This window comes from Roseovarius sp. (assembly GCF_040223625.1).
GTDB lineage: Bacteria > Pseudomonadota > Alphaproteobacteria > Rhodobacterales > Rhodobacteraceae > Roseovarius.
Window position 1 is genome coordinate 22,963 of the sequence record NZ_JAVKFX010000030.1, and the last position, 24,332, is coordinate 47,294.

24 protein-coding genes are annotated in these 24,332 nt (G+C 66.9%); 7 read left to right on the top strand and 17 right to left on the bottom strand.

Annotated features, from left to right (window positions below; all coding sequences use genetic code 11):
• Nucleotides 1–194 precede the first annotated feature (194 nt).
• Nucleotides 195–1,871 carry a hypothetical protein gene (locus tag RLN94_RS08540; RefSeq protein ID WP_350131068.1) on the top strand — a complete coding sequence of 559 codons (1,677 nt, stop codon included), beginning with the start codon at nt 195–197 and terminating at the stop codon, nt 1,869–1,871.
• Between the two features lie 16 nt (nt 1,872–1,887).
• A complete protein-coding gene (locus RLN94_RS08545) occupies nt 1,888–2,874 on the top strand; it encodes an SUMF1/EgtB/PvdO family nonheme iron enzyme (RefSeq protein WP_350131069.1) in 987 nt (328 codons plus the stop codon).
• Nucleotides 2,875–2,952: 78 nt separating this feature from the next.
• On the opposite strand, the gene RLN94_RS08550 is transcribed toward RLN94_RS08545, so the two are convergent.
• A complete protein-coding gene (locus tag RLN94_RS08550) occupies nt 2,953–4,371 on the bottom strand; it encodes a hypothetical protein (protein ID WP_350159027.1) in 1,419 nt (472 codons plus the stop codon).
• Nucleotides 4,372–4,708: 337 nt separating this feature from the next.
• Here RLN94_RS08550 and RLN94_RS08555 point away from each other — a divergent pair, with 337 nt between their 5' ends.
• Nucleotides 4,709–5,770 carry a tetratricopeptide repeat protein gene (locus RLN94_RS08555; protein ID WP_350131071.1) on the top strand — a complete coding sequence of 354 codons (1,062 nt, stop codon included), beginning with the start codon at nt 4,709–4,711 and terminating at the stop codon, nt 5,768–5,770.
• A 3-nt stretch (nt 5,771–5,773) separates the two neighbouring features.
• On the opposite strand, the gene RLN94_RS08560 is transcribed toward RLN94_RS08555, so the two are convergent.
• The 4 genes from RLN94_RS08560 to RLN94_RS08575 are packed head-to-tail and all read right to left on the bottom strand — an operon-like array spanning nt 5,774 to nt 9,691.
• Nucleotides 5,774–6,511: an SDR family oxidoreductase gene (locus RLN94_RS08560; RefSeq protein WP_350131072.1), complete on the bottom strand. Its 738-nt coding sequence runs from the start codon at nt 6,509–6,511 to the stop codon at nt 5,774–5,776.
• Nucleotides 6,508–7,830 (bottom strand): FAD-binding oxidoreductase, encoded by a 1,323-nt coding sequence (locus RLN94_RS08565; protein ID WP_350131073.1) that lies wholly within the window; start codon nt 7,828–7,830, stop codon nt 6,508–6,510. Before RLN94_RS08565 ends, RLN94_RS08560 begins: the two co-directional genes overlap by 4 nt.
• On the bottom strand, nt 7,827–8,258 hold the full coding sequence (locus RLN94_RS08570; RefSeq protein ID WP_350131074.1) for a GtrA family protein: 432 nt from the start codon (nt 8,256–8,258) through the stop codon (nt 7,827–7,829). The genes RLN94_RS08565 and RLN94_RS08570 overlap by 4 nt, the downstream gene beginning before the upstream one ends.
• Nucleotides 8,255–9,691: a UbiA family prenyltransferase gene (locus RLN94_RS08575; RefSeq protein ID WP_350131075.1), complete on the bottom strand. Its 1,437-nt coding sequence runs from the start codon at nt 9,689–9,691 to the stop codon at nt 8,255–8,257. The genes RLN94_RS08570 and RLN94_RS08575 overlap by 4 nt, the downstream gene beginning before the upstream one ends.
• Nucleotides 9,692–9,855: 164 nt before the next feature.
• Here RLN94_RS08575 and ade point away from each other — a divergent pair, with 164 nt between their 5' ends.
• The gene (gene ade, locus RLN94_RS08580) at nt 9,856–11,550 is read left to right on the top strand and encodes an adenine deaminase (protein WP_350131076.1); all 1,695 of its coding nucleotides are present in this window, start codon (nt 9,856–9,858) and stop codon (nt 11,548–11,550) included.
• 306 nt (nt 11,551–11,856) lie between these two features.
• On the opposite strand, the gene RLN94_RS08585 is transcribed toward ade, so the two are convergent.
• Nucleotides 11,857–12,093, bottom strand: coding sequence for an Lrp/AsnC family transcriptional regulator (locus RLN94_RS08585; protein ID WP_350131077.1), 237 nt, complete (start codon nt 12,091–12,093; stop codon nt 11,857–11,859).
• Between the two features lie 67 nt (nt 12,094–12,160).
• Complete coding sequence (locus RLN94_RS08590; RefSeq protein ID WP_350131078.1) at nt 12,161–12,586, bottom strand: tellurite resistance TerB family protein; 426 nt, start codon at nt 12,584–12,586, stop codon at nt 12,161–12,163.
• Nucleotides 12,587–12,708: 122 nt separating this feature from the next.
• Here RLN94_RS08590 and RLN94_RS08595 point away from each other — a divergent pair, with 122 nt between their 5' ends.
• Entirely contained in the window at nt 12,709–14,283 is a 1,575-nt protein-coding gene (locus RLN94_RS08595; protein WP_350131079.1) for a lysine--tRNA ligase, read from the top strand.
• 106 nt (nt 14,284–14,389) lie between these two features.
• Here RLN94_RS08595 and RLN94_RS08600 read toward each other — a convergent pair whose 3' ends face one another.
• Nucleotides 14,390–15,052, bottom strand: a complete 663-nt coding sequence (locus RLN94_RS08600) for a DNA-3-methyladenine glycosylase I (RefSeq protein WP_350131080.1) — start codon at nt 15,050–15,052, stop codon at nt 14,390–14,392.
• Nucleotides 15,053–15,145: 93 nt separating this feature from the next.
• Here RLN94_RS08600 and RLN94_RS08605 point away from each other — a divergent pair, with 93 nt between their 5' ends.
• Nucleotides 15,146–15,550: a c-type cytochrome gene (locus RLN94_RS08605; protein ID WP_350131081.1), complete on the top strand. Its 405-nt coding sequence runs from the start codon at nt 15,146–15,148 to the stop codon at nt 15,548–15,550.
• Nucleotides 15,551–15,553: 3 nt separating this feature from the next.
• Here RLN94_RS08605 and RLN94_RS08610 read toward each other — a convergent pair whose 3' ends face one another.
• The 3 genes from RLN94_RS08610 to RLN94_RS08620 form a co-directional block, all read right to left on the bottom strand.
• Complete coding sequence (locus RLN94_RS08610; RefSeq protein WP_350131082.1) at nt 15,554–16,228, bottom strand: hypothetical protein; 675 nt, start codon at nt 16,226–16,228, stop codon at nt 15,554–15,556.
• 208 nt (nt 16,229–16,436) lie between these two features.
• Nucleotides 16,437–16,829 (bottom strand): hypothetical protein, encoded by a 393-nt coding sequence (locus tag RLN94_RS08615; RefSeq protein WP_350131083.1) that lies wholly within the window; start codon nt 16,827–16,829, stop codon nt 16,437–16,439.
• 24 nt (nt 16,830–16,853) lie between these two features.
• The gene (locus tag RLN94_RS08620) at nt 16,854–17,261 is read right to left on the bottom strand and encodes a hypothetical protein (protein ID WP_350131084.1); all 408 of its coding nucleotides are present in this window, start codon (nt 17,259–17,261) and stop codon (nt 16,854–16,856) included.
• 272 nt (nt 17,262–17,533) lie between these two features.
• Between RLN94_RS08620 and RLN94_RS08625 the strand changes: the two genes are divergently transcribed.
• Nucleotides 17,534–18,067 (top strand): REP-associated tyrosine transposase, encoded by a 534-nt coding sequence (locus RLN94_RS08625; RefSeq protein ID WP_350131085.1) that lies wholly within the window; start codon nt 17,534–17,536, stop codon nt 18,065–18,067.
• A gap of 95 nt (nt 18,068–18,162) precedes the next feature.
• On the opposite strand, the gene parE is transcribed toward RLN94_RS08625, so the two are convergent.
• The 6 genes from parE to RLN94_RS08655 form a co-directional block, all read right to left on the bottom strand.
• On the bottom strand, nt 18,163–20,121 hold the full coding sequence (gene parE / locus RLN94_RS08630) for a DNA topoisomerase IV subunit B (protein ID WP_350131086.1): 1,959 nt from the start codon (nt 20,119–20,121) through the stop codon (nt 18,163–18,165).
• A 132-nt stretch (nt 20,122–20,253) separates the two neighbouring features.
• The gene (locus RLN94_RS08635) at nt 20,254–20,460 is read right to left on the bottom strand and encodes a hypothetical protein (protein ID WP_350131087.1); all 207 of its coding nucleotides are present in this window, start codon (nt 20,458–20,460) and stop codon (nt 20,254–20,256) included.
• Between the two features lie 45 nt (nt 20,461–20,505).
• Complete coding sequence (locus RLN94_RS08640) at nt 20,506–21,450, bottom strand: glucokinase (RefSeq protein WP_350131088.1); 945 nt, start codon at nt 21,448–21,450, stop codon at nt 20,506–20,508.
• Entirely contained in the window at nt 21,443–22,213 is a 771-nt protein-coding gene (locus RLN94_RS08645; RefSeq protein ID WP_350131089.1) for an HpcH/HpaI aldolase family protein, read from the bottom strand. Before RLN94_RS08645 ends, RLN94_RS08640 begins: the two co-directional genes overlap by 8 nt.
• 253 nt (nt 22,214–22,466) lie before the next feature.
• Nucleotides 22,467–22,658: a DUF2783 domain-containing protein gene (locus RLN94_RS08650; RefSeq protein WP_350131090.1), complete on the bottom strand. Its 192-nt coding sequence runs from the start codon at nt 22,656–22,658 to the stop codon at nt 22,467–22,469.
• Entirely contained in the window at nt 22,655–24,247 is a 1,593-nt protein-coding gene (locus RLN94_RS08655; RefSeq protein WP_350131091.1) for an FAD-dependent oxidoreductase, read from the bottom strand. The genes RLN94_RS08650 and RLN94_RS08655 overlap by 4 nt, the downstream gene beginning before the upstream one ends.
• Nucleotides 24,248–24,332 lie beyond the last annotated feature (85 nt).

Genomic DNA, 24,332 nt, shown 5'->3' on the forward strand with positions numbered 1-24,332 from the left:
CATCTTGAGAAAGCAACGCTCTCGCAATAGCATGATTCCGTTCGGTGTGCTTGGGGGCGTCACCTGCATTTTCGGGGACCCTTCAAGGGGAAACGCAAACGCCTGTATTACAGGCAATTGCAAGGGATGAATCGGTGTTTAAAATCAGGAATTTTTGGAAATCGACCGCGGGCGCCGCGGTTGTTGCGGCTGCCTTGGGATCTGCGCCGCATGCGGGGGCCACGGATCTTGAATCGGCTGACGGGGCGCTTCTGGAGAAACAATGGGCGGAGTATGAGGCCGACAGGCCGAAGTCGATTCGGGAGGTTCAGCCTTTCCGGCGGTCCGCCACGACGCAGGATGCGGATGGGACGGAATTTACCCTGACCTCGCTCAACCCGGCGTTCAATACGTGGTTCCTGCTCGATGTCACCACCGTCGCGCGGCATACCAAGACCACCACCTATCACCTCGAGCTGACCGACCCGGACGAGACGACTGTCTCGCTTCGGACGACGGACAGCCCGGCGCTGATCTTCGAGAATAACGGGCTGGTCGAACGCTGTACGCCGTGGAACGGGCGGAATTCGGAGCTGGACAAGGCGGTCAATTCGGGCCTGCCCTATGCGCCGATCTGCGATGACCGGGCGTTCGTGCGCAACCATGTGCGCGGCTCGCGGAGCAACCGCGAGGCGGTGGCGGAGTTCCTGCGCGACAACGTGATCTTTGGCGAGAGCATCGTCGGGATCATCAAGGGCTCGTTTTACGAAGATGCCTACATGGTGTCGGGCGAAGTGGTCGCGGGGGGCGATACCGGCGATGTGGCGGCCTCGCTCGGCAAGGCCAACCTGTCGCAGCATCCGGTGTTCCGGGCCTATTTCGGCTTCGAGCTGGAAGGGGCCGATGGCGGGATGCAGGCCGGAAGCTGGTATGCCGTGAAGGACGCGCCCGGCATCTATGCCAGCGCGATGCAGCCCGGCATGATCCACCCCGATATCCTGAACCGGAAGGGCGAGACGCATTGGCTCGATGGCGTGGAGAACCGGGCCGACGTGTATCTCGTGGCGTTCGACCTGTCGCAGTTCGAGCTGGGCTACGAGGTGGGCACCGATCACCCGCGCCTCGACTGGTCGCCGCGGCCGAGCGGGGCGGGCAAGAACTGGCAACTGCCGGGGCCGGACGGGTTCAACCGGTCCGACCCGCTGGTGCGGACCGGGATGCTGAGCCCGTCGCTGACCGACCGTGTGGCGGCGACGTTCGCCGGCGGGTTCAAGCGCGATCACGGGGCGTGGCGCGCCGGGGACAAGGCGTTCACCAATTACGGCCACCATTACGGGTTCCTGGCCAACGGGGTGATCTTCAGCAAGCTGCATCCGGGCCTGTCGACGATCTTCGTGCTGGATGACGGCTCGATCCACATGCGGACATGGACCGAGGCGGATCGCGAGCTGCTGCCGCGGGTGCGGTTCGCGCGGCAGAACGGCGTGCCGCTGATCGAGAACGGCGTGCCGGGCGACCAGGTGACAAGCTGGCTTGGTGGCAACTGGTCCGGTTCGGCCGAAGCCGATTTGCGGACCTTGCGCGGCGGGGCCTGCATGAAGGAGGTCAATGGCCGCAAGTTCCTGATTTACGCCTATTTCTCCTCGGCCACGCCGTCGGCGCAGGCACGGACCTTCCAGGCCTATGGCTGTGACCATGCCATGCTGCTCGACATGAACTCGCAGGAGCATACCTACATGGCGCTCTATACCAACGAGGAGGGGCGCGTGGTGCCGCATCACCTTGTGAACGGGATGTCGGCGGTGGATGCGCAGGGCAATGACGGCCATCCGATCGCCCGTTTCGTCGGGTTCTCCGACAACCGTGACTTTGTTTACCTGCTCAGAAAATAACTATCGGGGAGAGAGCATGCTGAAACGTTCGAGGGCCGTTCTGGCGGCGGGGCTTCTGGTAATGGTCGGGGCGCTGCCCGGACAGGCGCAGACGCTTCAGGAAAACAACGAGAGGATGTTCCGCGAGATGCAGGCCGCGCGGGGCCTGAGCGGGGCGGAAATGCAGCGGATCCGGTCGATCTTTGCCGGGTCGCGCTACATGGGGCAGGGCAACCCGTCGGTGACGCGCCACCCGCTGACGCCGCAGCAACTGGCGGCGAAGCTGGGGCAGGACCCGAAGAGCTATTACCGCAATGCCGAGTTCGAACGGATCTGTGGCGAGCCCTACATGGCGCCGCTCTACGATCCGGCGTCGGAGAGCCCGGGCGATGCGAAGGTCTGTGCCGACATGTTCGAGTATCCGAACGTGCCGGGGATGTACCCGGTGACATGGGTGCAGGCGAACGAGGCGGCCGAGCTGTGCTGGGCCGAGGGCAAGCGGATCGGCGACGCGCATGAGTGGGAAGGCGCCTCGCACGGGGCGCTGACGCCGCCGGATTACTTCTTCGGGCGCAGCGTTCAGGCGGCGCGGGCGGCGCATAACGCGAAGTACCAGGCGTCGGCGCGGTATTCGATCGGGCCGCAGTGGAAGGCGGGGGTCTGTGCCACCGGCAGCTTCAAGAATGGCGGGTGCAATGGCGGGAGCTTTACCGGCTGTGGGTCGAACACCTATCCGGCGGGAAGCTTTCCGGCCTGCAAGAGCCCGCTGGGGGTCTATGATATCGACGGCAATGCCGCCGAGCACATGAACCTGCCGCTGTCGCCCGACGAGATGTCGAGCCGGGGCAGCCGCAAGCTGGGCGTGACCGAGATGAAGGGGAGCTGGTTCATCTGGGATACGGTGCGGGCGCATACGCATTGGAGCCGCTGGCGCGCGCCATACTGGCATGGCGGGCGGGTGATGGCGTCGAACAGCCATCGGAATTACCACCTGGGCTTCCGCTGCTTCAAGGATGTGAAGTAAGGTTTCGTTAACCGCGGTTAACAAAACGTAAAGGCGCCCCTGTGGGCGCCTTTTTCGTGTCGCTTCAGCGTTTTTGCCTCAGTTGGAGGCGAGCGCCGCCATCCGCAGGTTCGGCCCCGATATCGGCCCTTCGCTGCTGAGCAGGCCGGCATAGCGCGGGTCGGCCATCAGCGTGCGCAGGTCGATCGACTTGCCATTCAGGAAGGCCGTGCGGCTGACCAGCCGGACGCCGTGGCTGTAATCGGCATAGCCCGCGCCGTGGACCGTGCTGAGCGGCTGGATCGGCTGGCCGTTGCTGCGGTGCCAGCCGTAGATCGCCACGCGGCCCCGGTTCGACGCGAGGCGCGTCGTCAGTACCACGTCTTTCTTGTGTCCGGAAATCAGCGTGCCCGGCGCGGCGCCGGCCGATTGGCGCTGGGCCTCGACCGTGGCGTTGTGGCGCATGAAATAGTTGGTCGAGGTCATCTGCGGCCCCGGGGTCATCGGGCGGGGCGAGAGGCGCAGGTCGGCCTGGCGGTAGATCGTGTCGACCATGCGCGGGGTGGGCAGGATCATGTTGAACTGCTCGCCGATCCGCGTGGCGGCGCGCAGGCCGAGCGGAACGCGCACGTAGTCACGGTCACTGCCGAGCGCGAGGTAATCGGGCGTCACGCAGAGCGTGATGCTGACATTGCTGCCATCGGCGGCGCGCCCGCCGATGTTGACCGGCGCGAGGTTGCGGATGAAGCCGGGCATGTTGCCGCCGAGGATTTCGCGCAGCACCGCCTGGTCGCGCTTGACGCCATCGACGTTCTTGACGCTGGCAAGCACGGCCTGGGCGCCGCGGGCGCTGCCGGAGCGGCGGGGGATGTCGCGCGCCAGTTGGCTGGGGCACTTGCCCGAGCTGTTGGCGATGCGGGGGGTGGCGGGCGTTTCGGCGGGCGTTTCCGGGGCCAGAAGCGCCTTCATCTGGGCGGGCGACAGGCTGGCCAGCCGCAGGTCGGAGCTGTCGTCGGCCGGCCCGGTCTCGAGCGTCTGCGGGCGCAGGCGCGGACGCAGGGAGGCGGTGACGATGCCAGGCTCGTCCGGTGTGAGCGCGTCAAGCTCGAGCGGTTCGGCGATTTCGGTGCCGTCGGGCAGGATTTCGAGCGACGGCGCCTCACCGAAGGCGGGGCGTTCGGGCGGGAGGACCGAGGGCTTGCCCGCGAAGATGCGCGAGAGCGGCGAGAAGAGATCTTCGGTCAGGCGCGTGTCGGGCGCGCTGAGCGCGGCCAGCTTCGGCGCCTCGGCGGGGCCGGCCGGGCGGGAGAGCAGCCCGAGATGCGGCGCGGCATCGAGGTCGGCGAGGCCATCGGGCAGGGGCAGGCTGTCGGTGATTTCGGTGACGATATCGGGTGCGGTGAAACCCTGGTCGCGCAGCGCGTAGGCGCTGGCCGCGATGGCGGTCATACCCAGCAAATAGACCCCGACGATCGCCGCGCCTTTCGGCGCAGCACGACGGGGCAAATCGCGCGGCATCAAGGTTTCCGGCTGGTTTGCAGATTCGGTTGTCATGCACTGTCCCTTAGAAGCGATTAATTGACGCTTCAATAAACCGGTCAACGATGGTGTCCGAACGCCGCGTCAAGCGGCAGGAACCCGCCCATATCGGCAAGGCTTTGCGGGGATTTGCCGGTACTTCGCCGGTTGGCGGGGAAAGCCGGGGGGTTAGGCCGGCATTGTTTCTGCCGCGTCAACAACCTGCGCTGCAATGACCAGTAGCTTTTTGCCGGAAGGGCTGGCAATTTGATCGGTATATAGCAGGGGGCCTGGGCCCGATGGATTTGTTCGGTCATGTTTTGAAAAGGGATTTGACATGCGGCGTGTGACACTGGGGATTGCGGCAACAACGGCATTGCTGGGGGCGGCGATGGTGCCGGACGGCGGTTTCGCGCAATCCGCGGCGGAGGCCTGTGCCGAGATTGCCGGAACGCCCGATGCCGGCGCGCCGGTCAGCCGGGAGGCGCTGAATACGTATTTCAACACGCTGGGCACCGCCCGCCCGCATTGCGAGGCCGCCGTGATCGGAGCCGAGCCGGATGCCGGGGCGATGTTCCATCTGGCGGTGATCATGCAGCGCGAGGGCGTGCACGAGCGGGCGCTCGAGGTGTTCGGCATGGCCGGTGAGGCGGGTGTCGCGGCCGCGCATACCAAGCTGGGCGACTATTATAATTTCGGGATCGGCCCGGTGCGGGAGGATCACAAGCGCGCGGTGGCAGAGTATCAGAAGGCCGTGGATGGCGGCGACATTCCGGCCATGTCGACGCTGGCGATCATGTACCAGCTTGGCCGGGGCGTGCGGCAGGATTTCGACCGGATGCTCGAATTGCTGACGGAGTCGGCCGATGCGGGCTATCACTTTTCGCAGTTCCGGCTGGCCGAGATCTACATGAACCCGCGCAGCGTTCCGGGCCGACTGGCGCGGGAGCTGGACCTGCCCGACCCGATCAAGGCGGCGGAGCTGTACGAGAAGGCCGCCGCGCAGGGCAGTGCCGAGGCCGAGGCGGCGCTGAAGGCGTTCTACGAGGGCGACGGCATGTTCGACGACCCGGAGGTGCGACTGAAATGGGTGCAGAGCGCCGCCGACAAGGGCGATGCCAAGGCGATGAACGAGCTGGGCTTCATGTACGAGCAGGGCGACGGTGTAGAGTACGACCCGGTGCGCGCGGCGGAGCTGTATATCGCGGCGCTGGAAACCGGCGATCTAAGGGTGGACGAGCTGCGTGGCACGGTGAACGGCTATACGCCGCGCTGGGACCGGGAGACGGCGCTGAACTTCCAGACGATCCTGCAGGAGCGCGGGCTGTATACCGGGGCGCTCGATGCGATGATCGGGCGGGGCACGCTGGGCGCTGCCGCGCAGCTGGCGCAGCAGTAGGCGTCAGATACTGAGCTTCTTGAAGATCGCCTCGGGGATGTTGCGGATGATCAGCATCACCAGCCACCAGACCGGTTTGACGTAGATGATGTTGCGCCGCATTTTCGCGGCGCGCAGCACCGCGCGGGCGAGCTTGTCGGGGTCGGCGGTCAGCTTCTCGGGCAGGTCCATGCCTTCGGTCATCTTCGTGGCGACGAAGCCGGGCTTGACGGTCATGACGTGGACGCCCTTCTTTGCCAGACGGTTGCGCAGGCCCGAGAGGAAGGCGGTGAAGCCCGCCTTGGCCGAGCCGTAGACGTAGTTGGTGGCGCGGCCCCGGTCGCCGGCGACGGAGCTGATGCCGATGAGCGTGCCGGAGCCGCGGGTCTCGAACCGGTTGGCGAGGAGGGCGAGCAGGTTGGCGGGGCCCTCGAAGTTGGAGCGCAGCACGAGGCGGGCGGCTTGCATGTCGGCCTCGTTCTCCGGCTGGTCGCCCATGTAGCCCACGGCGCAGACCACGGTGTCGGGCAGGGCGGGCAGGCTGTCGAGGAAGGCGTCGTGGCTGTCGTAGTCGAGCGCGTCGAGTTCGTGCAGGGTGATTTCGGTGCCGTGGCGGAGGGCGATGTCGTTGCGCTCGGGTTCGAGCGTGTCGGCGTTGCGGGCGGCGAGCTGGACGGCGTGGCCGTCGGCGGCATAGGCGCGGGCGATGGCCATGCCGATATCGGACCGGGCGCCGAGGATCAGGACCGGACCGCCGCTCATAGCCCCAGCCTTTCGGATTGCATCGAGGCGAAGCCGGTATCGGCGCCGGTCTCGCGGCGCATGGCGGCGAAGGCCCCGGCGCGGGGATCGGTGGCGTGGAACATGTCGCGCGAGAGCCGCGCGTCCTTGGCGAGGTAGAAGCGCCCGCCATGGTCGAGCGTGATCCGGTCCAATTGGGTCATGAGGGTAAGCACCTTGTCTGAAACGGGGAAGTCGAGCGCCAGCGTGTAGCCGGGCATGGGAAAGGAGAAGCGGCCGCCTTCCGGGCCCATCTTCTTGAGGACGGCGAGGAAGGAGCCCTGGCCGGCCTCGGCCGTGGCGGTGAGCAGGGCCTCGAGCCCGGCGCGGGCGGTGTCGTCGGGCAGGACGCACTGGAACTGGAGAAAGCCGCGGCGGCCATAGATGCGGTTCCAGCCGAGGATGCCGTCAAGCGGGTAGAAATAGGTGTCCCATGGCACGTAACTGGTGCCGGCGTTGCGGGTGCCTGCGCGGTAGTAGGTGGCGTTGAAGGCGCCGACCGTCCAGCGGTTGAGGGCGAAGCCGGGGAGGGGGAAGGGCACGCTGCGGGTGCGGCCGGGCGGGGGGCCGAAGGGGATCTGGCGGTAGCGGTTGGGCAGGCGGTCGAGGGGGGCATGCTCGCCCAGCATGACGATGGAGCGGCCGAGGTTCGCGCCGGTGGCGAGGCAGTCGATCCATGCGACGGAATAGGGGGCGTCGGGGGCCGCTTCGAACGCTTCCATCGCGGCGGCGAGGTTTGGGGTAGGTTGCGCGTGCTGGAGGATCCAGCCGGTTTCGACGCGGCGCAGGCGGATCGCCATTCGGAGGATCACGCCGGTCAGGCCCATGCCGCCGATGGTCCAGTCGAAGAGCTCGGCGTTTTCCTCGCGCGAGCAGCGGGTGACGGTGCCGTCGGGCCCCATGATGCCGAGCCAGTCGATAGTGTTGCCGAAGCCGCCGTCGACATGGTGGTTCTTGCCGTGAACATCCGCCGCCGCCATGCCGCCCAGGGTGACGAACTTGGTGCCGGGCGTGACCGCCGGGAACCAGCCGCGCGGCAGGAACGCAGCGATCACGTCGCCCAGCAGGACGCCCGCCTCGGCGGTGAGCTGGCCGGTGGTGTGGTCGAAGGCGATGAGCCGGTTGAAATGGCGCATCGAGACGGTGTTGTCCTCGTTCATGGCGCTGTCGCCATAGGCGCGGCCATTGCCGCGGGCGATGAGCGGGCCGTTCTTGCGGGCCTCGGCCAGCGCGTCGGGCGTGCGGGGGGCGGTCACCGTGCAGTCGGCCACCGGGTAGCGGCCCCAGCCCGAGAGCTTCATTCCGCCGCCTCCGCCCGGGCCATGGGCGCGAAGACGAAGCGGCGGTCGAGCTGGTACTTGGTGACATAGCCGATGGTGAGGCCGAGGACCGCGCCCGCCTCGCGCATGGCGTGGGTCTTCCAGAGCAGCCAGAACAGGGTTTCCGTGCCCCAGAAGATGGCCGTGGTGACCAGCCCCATGGTGGTGTAGAGCGCGAATTTCCGGCCGTGATTGGCCACGCCCCCTTCGGTGTCGTAGAAGATCCAGCGCTTGTCGAGCAGGTACTTGACCACCAGCCCGGTGGCCGTGCCCGCCGCGATGGCGGCGGCCAGGCCTGCGCCGGGCGTGGGCCAGTCGAAGGCCAGCACCAGCCGCTGCGTGGCGAGGTTGACCAGCACCGCGAGCACCGCGAAACCGGCATAGCGCAGGATGAGCGTTCCGCGGCTCACAGCACCGAGGCTCCGCCGGCGAAGAGCGCGACCAGAAGGATGCAGACAAGGCTGGTGCGGTCGCGCATGGCATAGACGATCGGGTCGTCATCCATCCTGCCGCGATGGGTGACCAGCACGACGCGGCTGATCCAGTACATCAGCACGAGGCAGATGCCCCAGAGCAACCAGGGCGCGGTGTAGAGCTGTTGCACCGCGGAGGTGTTGACGTAGAGCGCGAGGACCAGCACCGAGATATAGCCCGAGGCGGTGGTCATCTGCGAGATCAGCGGCGCGTCCTCGACATGGTAGCCGCGGCGCTTGGCGGTGCGGATGCCGCGTTTCTCGAGGTCGACCAGCTCGGCCAGCCGCTTGACCGCGGCCAGGGCGAAGAAGAAGAACATCGAGAAGGCCAGCAGCCAGACCGACAGGCCGAGGCCGGTGGCGATGCCCCCGGCGATGATGCGCAGGGTGTAGAGCCCCGCCAGCGTGCCGATATCGGCGACGGCGCGCTGCTTGAGCCAGGTGGAGTAGACCGTGGTCAGCACGAAATACCCGAAGATCACCCCCAGCAGTTGCGGCCCGGCGATGAACGCCGTCAGCAGCCCGCCCAGCAGCAGCAGCGGCATCATCGCCGTGCCGTGGGCGATGGGCACCCGGCCCGCGGCCAGCGGGCGCTTGCATTTGCGGGGGTGGGCGCGGTCGGCGCGCAGGTCCATCAGGTCGTTGAGGAGGTAGCCGCTGGAGCTGACGAGGCTGAAGGCAATGAAGGCGAGGAGGGTGTTGAGGATGTCTGGCCCGGTGAAAGATTGCGCCGCGACGAGCGGCACGAAGACCAGCACGTTCTTGAGCCACTGGTGCGGGCGAAGGGCGGCGAGGTAGCCGGATTTCGTGTCGCTTCGGAGGTGTTCGCTGTCGCCGCCCCGGGCCTTGACCTGTCGTTGCAGGGCGGGCGAGGCATCGACTGAGACCGCCTTGGCCGCCGCGTCCCAGACCGGCAGGTCGGCGCTGCTGTCGCCCATGTAGGCGAAGCCGCCGGCGCCGTAGCGCTCTTCGAGGAAGCGGGCCTTGGCCGCGCCCTTGAGGTTGTGCTGGCCGTCGGAGCCATGCGCCTCGTCAAAGAGGCCGAGGTGATCGGAGATCGCGCTGGCGATGCTGCTGTCGGCGGCGGTGACAAGGACCGCGCGGCCGCCATTGGCGCGCCAGTCGCGGACATAGTCGAGCACGACGGTGTTGTAGGGCAGGTGCTCGGGCTCGAGCACGGTGCGGCCGGCCATGGATTTCTTGAGCGCGGCGCGCCCGCTGGTCAGGGCGCGGAGGGCGGCCAGGGCGGTGCCCCAATCCTCGGACATGCCCGCCCAGAAGGTCTCATACAGCGAGTCGGACCGGATCAGGGTTCCGTCGAGGTCCACCACGAGGACCGGCATCTCGTCCCGCCTGTCTTTGGCTGTCATTCCGATTGTGTGCCCGCATCGCCTTGTTTTGCCGGACCTTAGCACGCGGGTTCTTGCCAAGGAAGGCGCGAGAGGGCGCAAAGGGCTTGACCGTTGGAAAAATGCGGCATTGGCGGGGCGGGGCGAAACGGGCAACATCGCGGGACCAAGAAGGAGCAGTGGACATGGCCGATCTGGAGACACGCATCGCGCAGGGGCGCGGGGACGCACCGGCGGACAGGGTGCTGCGCGGGGGCGAGGTGTTCGACCTCGTGACCGGCGCGCGGATCAGGGGGGACGTGGCGATCTGTGGCGACCGGATCGTCGGCGTCGGCGAGGAGTACGAGGGGCGCGAGGTGATCGACGTCAGCGGGCTGGTGCTGGTGCCGGGGTTCATCGACACGCATCTGCATATCGAAAGTTCGCTGGTGACGCCGTTCGAGTTCGACCGCTGTGTCGCGCCGAGGGGCGTAACGACGGTGATCTGCGACCCGCACGAGATTGCCAACGTGATCGGGGTGGAAGGCATCCGGTATTTCCAGCAGGCCAGCGAGCGGACGGTGATGGATATCCGGGTGCAGCTGTCCTCTTGCGTGCCGTCGACGGATATGGAGACCGCCGGCGCGCGGATCGAGGCGGAGGATCTGGCGCCGCTGAGGGGGCATCCCTCGGGGATCGGGCTGGCGGAGTTCATGAATTATCCCGGTGTCATTCATCGTGACCCCGGGGCGATGGCCAAGCTGCGGCTCTTCGAGGGCGGGCATGTGGACGGGCATTGCCCGCTGCTGTCCGGGAAGGACCTGAACGCCTATTGCGCCGCCGGGATCCGCACGGAGCATGAGGCGACCAGTGCGGAAGAGGCGCTGGAGAAGCTGCGCAAGGGGATGCGGGTGCTGATACGGGAGGGGTCGGTCAGCAAGGATCTGGAGGCGTTGCAGCCGGTGCTGAGCGACGTGACGGCGCCTTACATGTGCCTGTGTACCGACGACCGGAACCCGCTGGATATCGCCGAGCACGGGCATCTTGATTTCATGATACGCGAGTTGATCCGGCTGGGCTGTTCGCCCTTGGCGGCGTACCGGGCGGCGTCGCTTTCCGGGGCGGAGGCGTTCGGGCTGAAGGACCGGGGGCTGGTGGCGCCGGGATACCGGGCGGATATCGTGGCGGTGAGCTCGCTGGAAGCCTGCGATGCGCGGGTGGTGCTGTGCGGGGGCGTGGTGGCGGATGACGCGGCTTTCGCGGCAAGGGAGGAGATCGCGCCGGTGGGGCGTGGTTCGGTCAATGCGCCGCGGGTTCGGGCCGAGGATTTCCGGGCCACGGGCAACCGGGAAGAGACGGATGTGATTGGAATCCTTGAAGGAAAGATCATCACCGAGCATCTGCGCGAGGAGATTGCCATTGCCGATGGCGACAAGCGCCCGGACGTGGCGCGTGACCTGGCGCGGATCGCGGTGGTCGAGCGGCACGGGAAGAACGGCAACATCGCCACGGGCTTCGTGCGGGGGTTCGGGATGACGGCGGGGGCGATTGCCTCGACCGTCTGCCATGACCATCACAACATCGTCTGCGTGGGGCAGGATTACGAGGACATGGCGCTGGCCGCGAACCGTTTGAGCGAGCTGGAAGGCGGGTTCGTGGTGACGCGGGGTGGTGACGTGCTGGCGGAGCTGGCGCTGCCGGTGGCGGGGTTGATGAGCCTGGAGCCGTTCGAGGTGGTGCGCGACCGGCTGGTCGAGCTGCGCGATGCGGCCAAGGGGCTTGGCGTGGAGTTAACGGAACCTTTCCTGCAACTGGCATTTTTGGCGCTGCCGGTGATTCCGGCGTTGAAGATCACCGACCGCGGGATGGTCGACGTGACGAAGTTCGAGATCATCGCGTAGGGGGGGGATCGGGGCGAAGGGTGGAGAACGGGTTAAGGCTGCGGGGTGGTTTGGTGGGTTGGCACCCACCCTACGCAACACTTGCGTCACTCACCCGTTCCGGCCCACAGGAGGCCCCGGGTCAAGCCCGGGGCGTGAGGTGGCAAGCGCCCCGTATTCCGTTGTGGGTTGGCACCCACCCTGCGCAACGCCGGTGCCACTCACCCGTTCCGGCCCACCGGAGGCCCCGGGTCAGGCCCGGGGCGGGAGGTGGCAAGGGCGCCGATCGCCCGTAGGGTGGGTGCGAACCCACCGGCCGTGACCGCTTCAGAACGCCTTGAAGGTCAGGGTCGTCTCGGTTCGTTCGATGCCCTCGATGTCGAGCAGGTGCTCGTTGATGAAGTGGCCCACATCCTCGGGTTCGGGGACGTAGAGCTTGAGCAGCAGGTCGAAGGGGCCGGAGGTCGAGTAGAGCTCGGAATGGATTTCGCGCAGGGCGATCTCCTCGGCCACGCGGTAGGACGTGCCCGGCTTGCAGCGGATGTTCACGAAGACGCAGCGCATGGGATCACCTCCGGTTGTCTGTCTGTCACAGTTAAGCGCGAAATGCCGGCAAGGGAACCCGGCAAGCTCAGATCGTCATGTGGCGCGCGCGCGCTCCGCGCTCGATGGCGGCGGCGTGCAGGCGGTCGAGCTCGAGCTCGAAGCGGATTTCCTCGAGCAGGCGCAGCTCGCTTTCCGTCAGCGCCCCGTCGGCGGCGGCCACGTCGCAGGAGAGCGCGTAGGCGGTCTCGAACAGCCGCTCGGGCAGGTTGTCGCGGACAAGGCCGAACAGCGCGTCGAGCCCGTCCTCCTCGGAGAACAGCTCGAACACCATCTGCGACATCACCTTCATCCGGTCGAGATCGTAGGTGGCGAAGATCGGCAGGTTGTTCACCAGGCTTTCGATCGTCAGAAGCTCGGCGGTGCGGATCGACTCGTCGGAGGCCGAGACCGCGATCATCACGGCGACGAGGCAATCCTGCGGCGTGAGGGGGTGGGGAATTTGCTCGGGCACGGGCTGTCCTTTCCGGGTCTTGTTGCAGTGCAGAATATTGACTGTCCCGCCCGTCGGCAATAGGAAGCCGTGCGACCTTCGCGTATAGCCATGCGCGACGCTTATGAACCGGAGAGACCCAAATGTCAGAGTTGCGCGACGCCGCCCTCTCATCGAAAGCCTGGCCTTTTGAAGAAGCGCGCCGCGTTCTCAAACGGTACGAGAAGGCGCCGCCAGAGAAGGGTTACGTGCTGTTCGAGACGGGCTATGGCCCGAGCGGCTTGCCGCATATCGGCACATTCGGCGAGGTGTTGCGCACCACGATGATCCGTCGGGCGTTCGAACTGATCTCGGACATCCCGACCAAGCTGATCTGTTTTTCCGACGACCTTGACGGGATGCGCAAGGTGCCGGGCAACGTGCCGAACCAGGAGATGCTGAAGGAGCATTTGCAGAAGCCGCTGACCTCGGTGCCGGATCCGTTCGGGACGCATGACAGTTTCGGCGATCACAACAACGCGATGCTGCGCCGGTTCCTCGACACGTTCGGGTTCGAGTACGAGTTCATCTCGGCCACCGAGTTCTACAACACGGGCCAGTTTGACGAGGTGCTGCTGCGCGCCGCCGAGCGGTATGACGACGTGATGAAGGTGATGCTGAAATCCTTGCGCGAGGAGCGGCAGCAGACCTATTCGATCTTCCTGCCGCTGCACCCCGAGACCGGCCGCGTGCTCTATGTGCCGATGAAGGAGGTGAACGCCAAGGACGGCACGATCACCTTCGACGACGAGGATGGCAAGGAATGGACCCTGCCTGTCACCGGCGGCAACGTGAAGCTGCAGTGGAAGCCGGATTTCGGCGCGCGCTGGGCGGCGCTGGGCGTCGATTTCGAGATGTATGGCAAGGACCATTCGACCAACACGCCGATCTATGACCGGATCTGCGAGATCCTGGGCTGGAAGGCGCCGGAGCATTTCACCTACGAGCTGTTCCTCGACGACAACGGGCAGAAGATTTCCAAGTCGTCGGGCAACGGCATCTCGATCGACGAGTGGCTGAGCTATGCCTCGACCGAGAGCCTGTCGTATTTCATGTACCAGAAGCCGAAGACGGCGAAGCGGCTGTATTTCGACGTGATCCCGCGGGCGGTGGACGAGTATCACCAGCAGTTGCGCGCCTATCCCGGGCAGGACGCGGCGCAGCAGGTGGCGAACCCGGTCTACCACATCCACAACGGCGACGTGCCGGAAAGCCGGATGGTGGTGCCGTTCGCGATGCTCTTGAACCTCGCCTCGGTCGCGCATGCGCATGACAAGGACCAGCTCTGGGGCTTCATCCGCCGCTACGCGCCCGAGGCCAGTCCCGAGACGCATCCGGACCTCGATGCGGCTGCCGGCTTCGCGGTGAAGTATTACGAGGATTTCGTGGCGCCGGCCAAGACCTACCGCGCGCCGACGGAGGCCGAGCGCGAGGCGCTGACCGAGCTGCGTGACCAGTTGGCCGCCTATGACGGGCCGGTCGAGGACGAGGCGCTGCAATCGGTGGTCTATGCCGTGGGGCGGGACCGGTTCGACCCGCTGCGCGACTGGTTCAAGGCGCTTTACGAGGTGCTTCTGGGGGCCTCCCAGGGACCGCGTTTCGGCGGGTTCATCGCGCTTTACGGTGTCGACGAAACGGTCAAGCTGATCGACGACGCGCTGGCGGGCAAGCTGGCCTGACCCCTTTGGCGGAGGCGTCCGGCTGTGCTGTCGGATGCCTCCGGCGGGAATATTTTTGGCAAGATGAAGGGCGGGGGCGCCTCTGTTTGTTGTGGCTGGCCCCCAATCAGACGGACATGGCGAGCACGCGGCTGATCTCGGTGAGGGAGCGGCCGGATTGGTCCATCCAGGTGTTGAAGGCGGATTGGACCGATCTCATCGCGGTTTTCGAGCTGGGCTGCTTGTCGATCACGCCTTCGGCCACGAGGCGGGCGACCACGTCGCGGGACATGATGAAGCTGTCGCGGCCCATGAAGCGCATGGCGTACTGCCCGGCATTGCCGCCGAGGTGTGACCCGCGTTTCTTCAGCATGTCGAGCAGTGCTGCGTAGTCGTCGGACGGCCAGCCGCCGAGCACCTGGCCCGCCCCGCCCTCGTCGCGCAGTTCCAGCAGGAATGCGGCGTTGTCGCGGACCGTGGCGATCTTGATCGGGTTGCGGACGATGCTTTTGTCGGCGACGAGCGCGTCGAATTTCGCGTCGTCCATGAAGGCGCAGCGGCCCACGTCGAACCCGTCGAAAGCGGTTTCGAAGCCGTCCCACTTGTTCTCGATGACCTTCCAGTTGAAGCCCGCCTGGAAGATGGATTTCGACATCTGGGAAAGCCAGCGGTCGTCGGGGATGGCGGCGAGGTCGGCGGGGGATTTCGGCCTTGAAAGCTGCGCCTCGAGCGCGTCCGGCCCGCCTTTCCGCTCGGCGGCGATGGCGAAAATCTCGTCGAAGCTGCGCATGGGTGTCCTCCCCCTCGTTGACGCGGAGTTTGCCGCCGGACTAGAACAGGGGCAACTGACAATTCCCGGCAGAACCGGAGCGAGGGGGCAGGCATGACACGTTGGATAATCCTTGGACTGTTGGGGGGTGCGGCCGTGGCCTGTGTCGCGCCGTCGATGCCGCAGCCGTCGGAAGGACAGGCGCTCTACATGGAGAATTGCGCGCAGTGCCACGGGGTGTCGGGCAAGGGCGACGGGCCGTGGGCGGCGTCACAGGATCCGCGGCCGGCGGACCTGACGCGGCTGGAGCGGGGCGGCGCGTTTCCGACGGCGCATGTGCTGAGCGTGATCGACGGGTACGAGCGGGCCGGGCAGCCGGGGCAGGAGATGCCGGAATTCGGCCTGCTGCTGGAGGGCGAGACGGTGCCGGTGGATACGGGCGACGGGGTTCTGACGCCGACGCCGCGGCCGCTGGCGGCGCTGATGGTGTATCTCGCGAGCATCCAGGCCGAGGGCTAGCGCCTAGCGGCAGATATTCTCGATTTCCGCGTCTTTCCAGGGGATCAGCACCTTCTCGGGAATGTGCAGGCGGCTCATCGGGAAGGCGCCGCGGAGCATCTCGGCGATGCGCTTGGTGCGTGGCGCGTCGGGGTCGAGCGTGGCGCAGCAGATGTATTCCTCGACGATCGAGGCCTGCTGTTCGTAGCCGTAATCGAGGAAGTTCGCGTTGGTGGTGATGTCGAACAGGTAGGGATCGTCGGAGCGGGAATGCTCGGCGGCGGAGCGGAAGGGCGTGTAGCCGGTTTTCGCCCGGTTCTGCCATTGCCAGACATGCACGATTTCATGGGCGAAGAGCATGGCGCTGACGAGGTCGAACTTCTCGGGATACTCGGACATGTAGTCGGGCGCGTACCAGTCGCGGGCGAAGAAGACGTTGTTGTTGAAGACAAATGCCGCCGGGGAGACGGTGACCTTCTCGGTCCTGGGTTCCGGCAGGATGCGCTCGCGGCAGGCGAGGCGGGGGCGTTTCTGGCGGAGATAGGTGGTCTCTCCGATCAGGGCGCCGTTGTTGAAGCGGATGCGGGAGACGTCGAGCGTGTCGCCGTGCATCTGCTTGGCAAAGCTCTTTTCCGCGGGCGTCAGGGGGCGGCCGCAGGAGAGAAGCAGGAGGCAGGAGAGGAGGATGAACCAGCGCATGACCGGGACGTTAGCAAGGGATTAACGGGGCGGGTAGAGGGAAGATTCCTCCCACGCGTGTCGCCAGGGGGCGAATCGGGGTTAACGGGCTGATTTCAGGGCAAAATGCCGTGTCGGTATCGCGTCGGTATAACGTCGGTATTTTGTCGGTGTTTTTCACCGGCGGAGGCGGGGTTAACGGGCCGCGCGGGACGCAATGGGGCGCGGGTCAGGCATCCTCGGGATAGGTGGTCTGGCACTGGCGGACGCCGGCGCTGGCCCGGGCCTGTGCGGCGGGCAGGGCGGCGCGGTATTCGGCCAGCTTGCGGGCCTCGCGGGCGCGGTTGATGGGGACGCGGATGGTTTCCGTCCGGAAGACGGTGTCGCGGCAGGGGAAGGCGATGGGCTTCTGCGTGGCCGGGTCGCGGCGGACGCAGGTGGTGAAGACGGTGCGGGGGACGGTGCGCCGCTCGGTGCGGTAGCCGCGGGCGAGGGCTTCCTCGGTTTCGCGGATGTCGTGTTCGAGCGTGCGGAAATCGCGCGTGGCGCTGTAGGTGCAGTTCTGCAGGGGGGTGCAGGCGGTGAGGGCGAGGGCGGCGAGGAGGAGGAGGGGTTTCAGCATGGGGTTGAGGCGTGGCGGCAGTGCCTAGCCTTCCTCCGGGTACTGGGCCTGGCACTGGCGGGTGCCGGCGGCGGCGCGGGCCTGCAGGGCGGGCAGCTCGCGCCGGAGGCGTTGCAGCTTTTCCTTCTCGAGATCGGCGTCGATGGCGACCGGCGTGGTGCGTGTGCGCCAGTAGGTCGAGGAGCAGGAATAGGGCAGCACTTCGAGCGTGGCGGGATGCCGGTAGTAGCAGGTGCGGCCGGCGAAGTAGGGTTCCTGCTCGCGGTGGAGGGCGTAGCCGCGTTCGAGGTTCTCCTCGATGGTTTCGATCTTCTCCTGCGCGGCGCGGTAATCGCCGGTGGCCCTGTAGATGCAGGATTGCCGCGGGGTGGCGCATCCGGCGAGCGCGGCGGCGAAGAGGAGAGCGGTGGGGAGGGCGATGGCGCGGCGCATGATTTACCGGGTGTCACGGGGAGTTATGGAGGTATTTGAGCTTGGAGGAGGGGGATTTCAAGTTGGGGTTGTGGGGGGGAGTGGGTCGGGCGAAAATGGGGGTGCGCGCCCGGCGGGGATGGAAGGTATCGGGGGCCGAGGCGTGTCGTCCCGGCCGGGTAACCTGGATAGTGCATCCTATGCAGTTGAATTGTCCCACCTTTTTTCGAGGGATGCGAAGTGCCGATCGGGGGATAACGCGCCGTTAACCACATTGCGCTGATAATCCTGTCATGCCGAACTATCGTCGCTCTCTTGCCGCTGGCGGCCTGTACTTCTTTACTGTCAATCTTGCGGATCGCGGGTCAGATGCCTTGACCACGCATATCGAGGATCTGCGGGCAGCAGTTCGTATGGTGCGTCTGGCACGTCCGTTCGTGATCGAGGCGATGGTTGTACTGCCCGACCATCTGCATGCTGTCTGGTCTTTGCCCGAGAGAGACTGCGATTTTCCGACGCGTTGGAAGGAGATCAAGACGATTTTCACCAAGCGTACCGGTTTGTCGGGAGGAAGGAGCCGGAGCAAGCGTATCAAGGGCGAGCGGGGCCTGTGGCAACGGCGTTATTGGGAGCACCGCATCAGGGACGAAGCCGACTATCGGGCACACGTGGCCTATTGCTGGGGGAACCCGGTAAAGCACGGGCTGGTCGAAGACGCTTCGGAATGGCGGTATTCGTCGATACACCGAGATATGCGCCTGGGACGCGTGCCGCCAGAATGGGGCGCCCCGGTAGAGGGGGAATTCGGCGAGAGACAAGGGGCGTAGGGTGGGTGCGAACCCACCTTTTTGTGGGTCGTCGAAGTCGGGGGTAGGTGGGTTGGCACCCACCCGACGGGGTGACGTTGGCGTTGACCGTAGGGTCAAACGTCCAACTCCTCCACGAACCGCGCATTCTCCTGGATGTACTGGAACCGCAATTCCGGCTTCTTGCCCATCAGCCGCTCCACCAAATCCCCGGTTTCGCCCGGTTCGTCTTCGTCGATGGTGACGCGGATGAGTTTGCGGGTGGCGGGGTCCATCGTGGTTTCCTTGAGGTCCTTGGCGTCCATTTCGCCGAGGCCCTTGAAGCGGGAGACGTCGATCTTGCCCTTGCCGCCGAGGCCCTTGGCGAGCCAGTCGTCCCGCTCGGCCTGGTCGAGGCAGTAGACGCGCTTGGCGCCCTGGGTCAGCCGGTAGAGCGGCGGGCAGGCGAGGTAGAGGTGGCCGTTGTCGATGAGGGGCCGCATCTGGGTGAAGAAGAAGGTCATCAGCAGCGAGGCGATGTGGGCGCCGTCGACATCCGCATCCGTCATGATGATGATCTTGTCGTAGCGCAAATCGTCGATGCGGAAGCGGGAGCCGAGGCCCACGCCGAGCGCTTGCGTGAGGTCGTTGATCTCGGCGTTGGAGCCAAGCTTCGAGCTGGCCGCGCCGAGCACGTTGAGGATCTTGCCGCGCAGGGGCAGGAGCGCCTGGGTCTGGCGGAAGCGGGCCATCTTGGCGGAGCCGCCGGCCGAGTCGCCCTCGACGATGAAAAGCTCGGTGCCTTCGCGGGCGTTGGAGGTGCAGTCGACCAGCTTGCCGGGCAGGCGGAGCTTCTTGGTGGCCGATTTGCGCTGGGTCTCCTTCTCCTGCTTGCGGCGGAGGCGCTCCTCGGCCCGGAGGACGAGGAAATCGAGGATGGCGCCGGCGGATTTGGTGTCGGAGGCCAGCCAGTTGTCGAAATGGTCGCGGACGGCGTTCTCGACGAGGCGCTGGGCCTCGGTGGTGGCCAGGCGGTCCTTGGTCTGGCCGACGAATTCGGGCTCTCGGATGAAGCAGGAGACGAGGGCGCAGCCGCCTGTCATCAGGTCCTCGCGGGTGATGTTGGCGGCCTTCTTGTTGTTCACGAGCTCGCCATAGCCCTTGATGCCCTTGAGGATTGCGGCCCAGAAGCCGGCGACATGGGTGCCGCCTTCGGGGGTGGGGACCGTGTTGCAGTAGCTCTGCAGGAAACCATCGCGCGAGGGGGTCCAGTTGATGGCCCATTCGACCTTGCCGGGGGTGCCGAAGCGTTCCTGGAACTCGACCGTGCCGGCGAAGGGGCGTTCGGCATAGGTCGAGGCGGTGCCGAGGGTTTCGCGGAGGAAGTCCGACAGGCCGCCGGGGAAGTGGAAACTGGCCTCCATCGGCGTGTCGCCGTCGGGGATGGCGGATTTCCAGCGGATCTCCACGCCCGAGAAGAGGTAGGCCTTGGAGCGGATCGAGTGGAAGAGGCGGTGCGGCTTGAAGCGGTGGGAGCCGAAGATCTCCTCGTCCGCGTGGAAGGTGACGGTGGTGCCGCGGCGGTTGGGGGCCTGGCCTACCTGTTCCAGCTTGCCCAGCGGCTTGCCGCGCGAGAAGCGCTGTTCGTAGAGCGCCTTGTTGCGGGCGACCTGGACGATCATGATGTCGGAAAGGGCGTTGACCACGGAGGCGCCGACGCCGTGCAGGCCGCCGGAGGTCTGGTAGGCCTTGCCCGAGAACTTGCCGCCGGCGTGCAGCGTGCAGAGGATCACCTCGAGCGCGGATTTGCCGGGGAATTTCGGGTGTTCGTCGACCGGCATGCCGCGGCCGTTGTCGGTGATGGTGACGGAGTGATCCTCGTGCAGCGTGACCTCGATGCGGGAGGCGTGGCCGGCGACGGCCTCGTCCATCGAGTTGTCGAGGATTTCGGCCACGAGGTGGTGCAGCGCGCGGTCGTCGGTGCCGCCGATATACATGCCGGGGCGCTTGCGGACGGGCTCGAGCCCCTCCAGCACCTCGATGGAGGCGGCGTTGTAGTCGGAGGGTTCCGTGGCGGTGAGAAGGTCGTCGGCCATGCTGCTGCTCTTTGGTTTGTTGGTTGAAGGCAGTATGACAGAGGGCGCGGGACGGGGGAAGGGCTTGTGGTCAGGCGGGGCCGGATTCACCAGGTTTTGTGCGGAGCCATTGGGCCATTTCCAATGCGGTGATCAGGTCGCGTGCTCTCGGAGCTTTTCGATCAGCGCGTCTTCCGTCATGATCTCGTGCTTCTCTACCCATGCCTGCGGGACGAAATGCCCGATGCGGCCCGACTCGGTGAGGATTTCAACGGGCTCGCCGCCGGAATGGGCGAGGACGGTTTCGATGTCGCGAAGGTCATTGAGTGCGCACGTGGTGCGGGGTGGGGTTCGAGACATGGGAGGACTCCGTTGGTGTCGGGGTGGAGTATGTGCCGGATCGGCTTAACCGGCCGTTACCTGTCGCAGATATCGCGCACATCCCAGCAAGGGGAGCGTGTCGCAGGTCACGAGCCGGACAGGGATGGCGCGGACGATGTCGGTATAGGGCCCGCGAGCGGTGAAGCGGGCGAGGAAGGCCGAGGCGGGCAGGTGCGGGGCGATGACGGGGGCGAGGCTGCCGGTGAGGTGGAGGCCGCCTGCGGGCAGGTGGTGCAGGGCGAAATTGCCGGCGATGAGGCCGAGGGCTTCGGCGAAGAGGGCGAGCGTGTCGAGGGCGGCCGGGTCGCCCCGGGCCGCGGCGGTGGCGATGGTGGTGGGGGAGAGGTCGGCGCCGGTGAGGAAAGCGTGGGTGTTGGAGAGGCCGGGGCCGGAGATGGCGGTTTCCATCGGCATGTGGGATTGCACGCCGCGCAGGTGGTCGAAGAGCGCGCCCACGCGGCCAGTGGCGTGGGGCAGGGCGGAATGGCCGGATTCGGCGGGCGGGACGAAGATGCCATCGGCGCGGCTGTGGATCACCGCGACATTGCAGCCGGTGCCGAGGTTGAGGACGAGGCGGGGGGCGTCTTGCGGGGCGGGCTGGCCGGGGAAGATGGTCTGGACCGTGTCGGGCGGCAGATCGTCGAGCCCGTAGCCCTGGGCCTGCAGGTCGTTCATCAGGTGGATGGGGCCCGCGCCGGTGACGTCACGGAGGCGGGCGGCGTCGACGTGCCAGTGGTGGTTGGTGAGCTGCGCCGTCTCGCCCAGCACCGGGCCGGCGACGCCGGCGCAGATTGCGTCGACCGGGCCGGGGGAAAGGTCGGCGAGGTAGGCGGTGACGACGTTTTCGAAGCTGGCGAAATCGTCGTTGCGGTAGCGGCGGTGCGTGCCGGCAAGGAGCCGGCCGTCTTGGGCCAGCGCCAGCCTCGTGTTGGTGCCGCCGAGATCGGCCAGCAGGTGCCGCCTAGCCATCGCGCCATTTCTGCGCGACCGCGCGGGCGGTCTGGGCCAGCATCAGCACGTCGATGCCCACGGCCATGACCTGGGCGCCCCAGTCGCGGTAGGTCAGGGCGGTCTCGTGGTCGGTGGCGAGGATGCAGGCGGCGGTGTCGGAGGCGGCGGCGCGGGCGAGGACATCCTTGATCGTGTCGCGAACCTCGGGTGCGTTGCTGTCGCCGACATGGCCCATGTCGTTGGCAAGGTCGGAGGGGCCGATGAAGATGCCGTCGACGCCCTCGACCGCGAGGATGTCGTCGAGCGCGGCGACCGCGGCGCGGCTTTCGATCTGCACCAGAAGGCACATCTGGTCATTGGCGGTGGTGATGTAGTCGGGCACCGAGGAGAAGCGCGAGGCGCGGGCCAGGGCCGCGCCGGAGCCGCGGATCCCTTGCGGCGGGTAGCGCATGGCGCGGACGAGGTCGCGGGCCTGATCGGCGCTGTCGACCATGGGGATCAGCAGGGTCTGGGCGCCGGCGTCGAGCACCTGCTTGATGGCCCATGCCTCTCCCATGGGCAGGCGGACGACGGGGTGGCAGGGTTTGCCCTCGAGCACCTGGAGCTGGGCCATGATGGTGCGCAGGTCGTTGGGGGCGTGCTCGGCGTCGAGCACGAGCCAGTCGAACCCGGCTGTGGCGAGTACCTCGGTCGGGTAGGGATCGGCGAAGCCGGCCCAGCAGCCGTAGAGGGGATCGCCCCGTTTGAGGGCGGTCTTGAAGGTGTTTTCGGGGGCGGACATGGGGCGGGCCTTTCCTCGTGTTGGTCTTGGCGCACCCTACGCGGGATGGGGTGCGGGGGTCTACAGGAAGTGGTGGGACGGGGGGACCTGGGGGGGGGTCACCCACCCTACGGGGACTCGGGAGCGGGCTGGTGGGTTGGGGCGGGAGGATTTGAGTATTTTTGGAACAATGAAAATGCGGGGGGTCGCCGCGGCCGTGGCATGGGAGGCGGCCGGGGGGATCGAGTATTTCTGGAAAGATGAAAGCGGGGGGTCAGGGTTTCGGGGCGGCGGCCTTCAGGGCTTCGCGGAAGGTGGTGCGGTCGCCGATGTGGTTGGCGAGGATGAGGATGAGGCGGGCGTTGAGGGCGGCGCTTTGGTCGTCGGTCAGCCCCTCGTGGGCGGCGAGGAGGTCGGCGTAGAGGTCGTCGGGGGCGTCGATGTTGGGGGTAAGGGTGAGGGTCATGCGTGGCCTCCCTTGGCGCGGGTGAGGGCGGTTTCGATCTCTGCCGGTGTGGCGTCGGCCCAGCGGGCGGCGACGTGCTGGTCGGGGCGGAGGAGGTAAAGGGCGCTTGGGGCTTGGCCTAGGTAGCGGGTGCGCAGGGCGTCGGTGACCTCCGGCAGGCCGAGGGGCGTGGTGCCGGGGATTTCGGGGGCCGCGCGGCCGAGGGCGAGGAGGGTGAAGCCGTTTCGCAACCGGTCGAGCAGGTAGCCATTGCCGAGCGGCGCATCGGGGCAGGGGGCGCCGGGGCGGGTGCGGGACGGGCCGCCGGGCAGGGCGTCGGGGGCGCTGAGCGGGGAGCCTGCGTGGATGCAGGGCACCGAGAGGCGGCCGGAATTGACGAAGGGCCGGGCGAAGGCGTGGTGTTCGGAGAGGTCGAGCACGGCGTCGCGGAAGAGGCGGCTGGTTTTCGACTTGGGCGTGATGAAATCGGTGGAGCGGGAGGAGTTGAGGATGTTCTCGTCGGCCGCCTCGACCCGTTCGCTGTCGTAGCTGTCGAGCAGGGTCTCGGGCGCCTCGCCCGCCAGCACGAGGCGGAGCTTCCAGCAGAGGTTGTCGGTGTCCTGCAGGCCGGAATTGGCGCCGCGGGCGCCGAAGGGCGAGACCTGGTGTGCGGCGTCGCCGGCGAAGAGGACGCGGCCGTGGCGGAAGCGGTCCATGCGGCGGCACTGGAAGGTGTAGATGGAGACCCATTCGAGCTCGAACGCCACGTCGTCGCCCAGCATCTGGCGGACGCGGGCGCGGACGCGGTCGGGCTCTTTCTCCTTTTCGCGGTCGATGTCCCAGCCGAGCTGCAGGTCGATGCGCCAGACGCCGTCGGGCTGTTTATGCAGCAGCGCCGACTGGCCGGGGTTGAAGGGCGGGTCGAACCAGAACCAGCGTTCGGTCGGGAAATCGGCCTGCATGGTGACGTCGGCGATGAGGAAGTTGTCTTCGAAGACGCGGCCGGTGAAGCCGAGGCCGAGCCTGTCGCGGGTGGGGGAGCCGGCGCCGTCGCAGGCGATGACGTAGTCTGCTTCGAGGGCATAGGGGCCGTCGGGCGTGTCGACGGTGAGGGCGACGTGGTCGGGATGGGCCGCGATGTCGGTGACGCGGCTGTTCCCGCGGAGGTCGATGGGGGCGCCGCCCTCCTGCAATTCGCGGAGGCGGGCGACCATGTCGTTTTCCAGGTGGTATTGCTGGAGATTGACGAAGGCCGGGCGGCGGTGGCCGTCCTCGGGGAGGAGGTTGAACTCGTAGACCTTGCGGTCGCCGAAGAAGACCTTGCCGAGGTTCCAGCGCACGCCGCGGTCGGTCAGCGGGTCGCCGCAGCCGAGGCGGTCGGCGATCTCGAGGGTGCGCTTGGCGAAGCAGATGGCGCGGGAGCCGTGGGAGACCTTGTCATTCTCGTCGAGCACCACGACCGGCACGCCCTGCTGGCCGAGGTCGAGCGCGGCGGCGAGGCCGACGGGGCCGGCGCCGATGACGATGACCGGGTGGCGGACGGGGTTTGCGGCGTCCTGGTCGGGATGGCGGGCATAGGGGTAGAGCGGGGTGTCGAAGAGGCGGGTCATGGGCGGGGCTCGAGACGGTCTTGTGTGGCGCGGGCGCAACGGGCGGTGGGGTGGCGCGGAATTTTCGGAACAGGGCGGGCGGCGG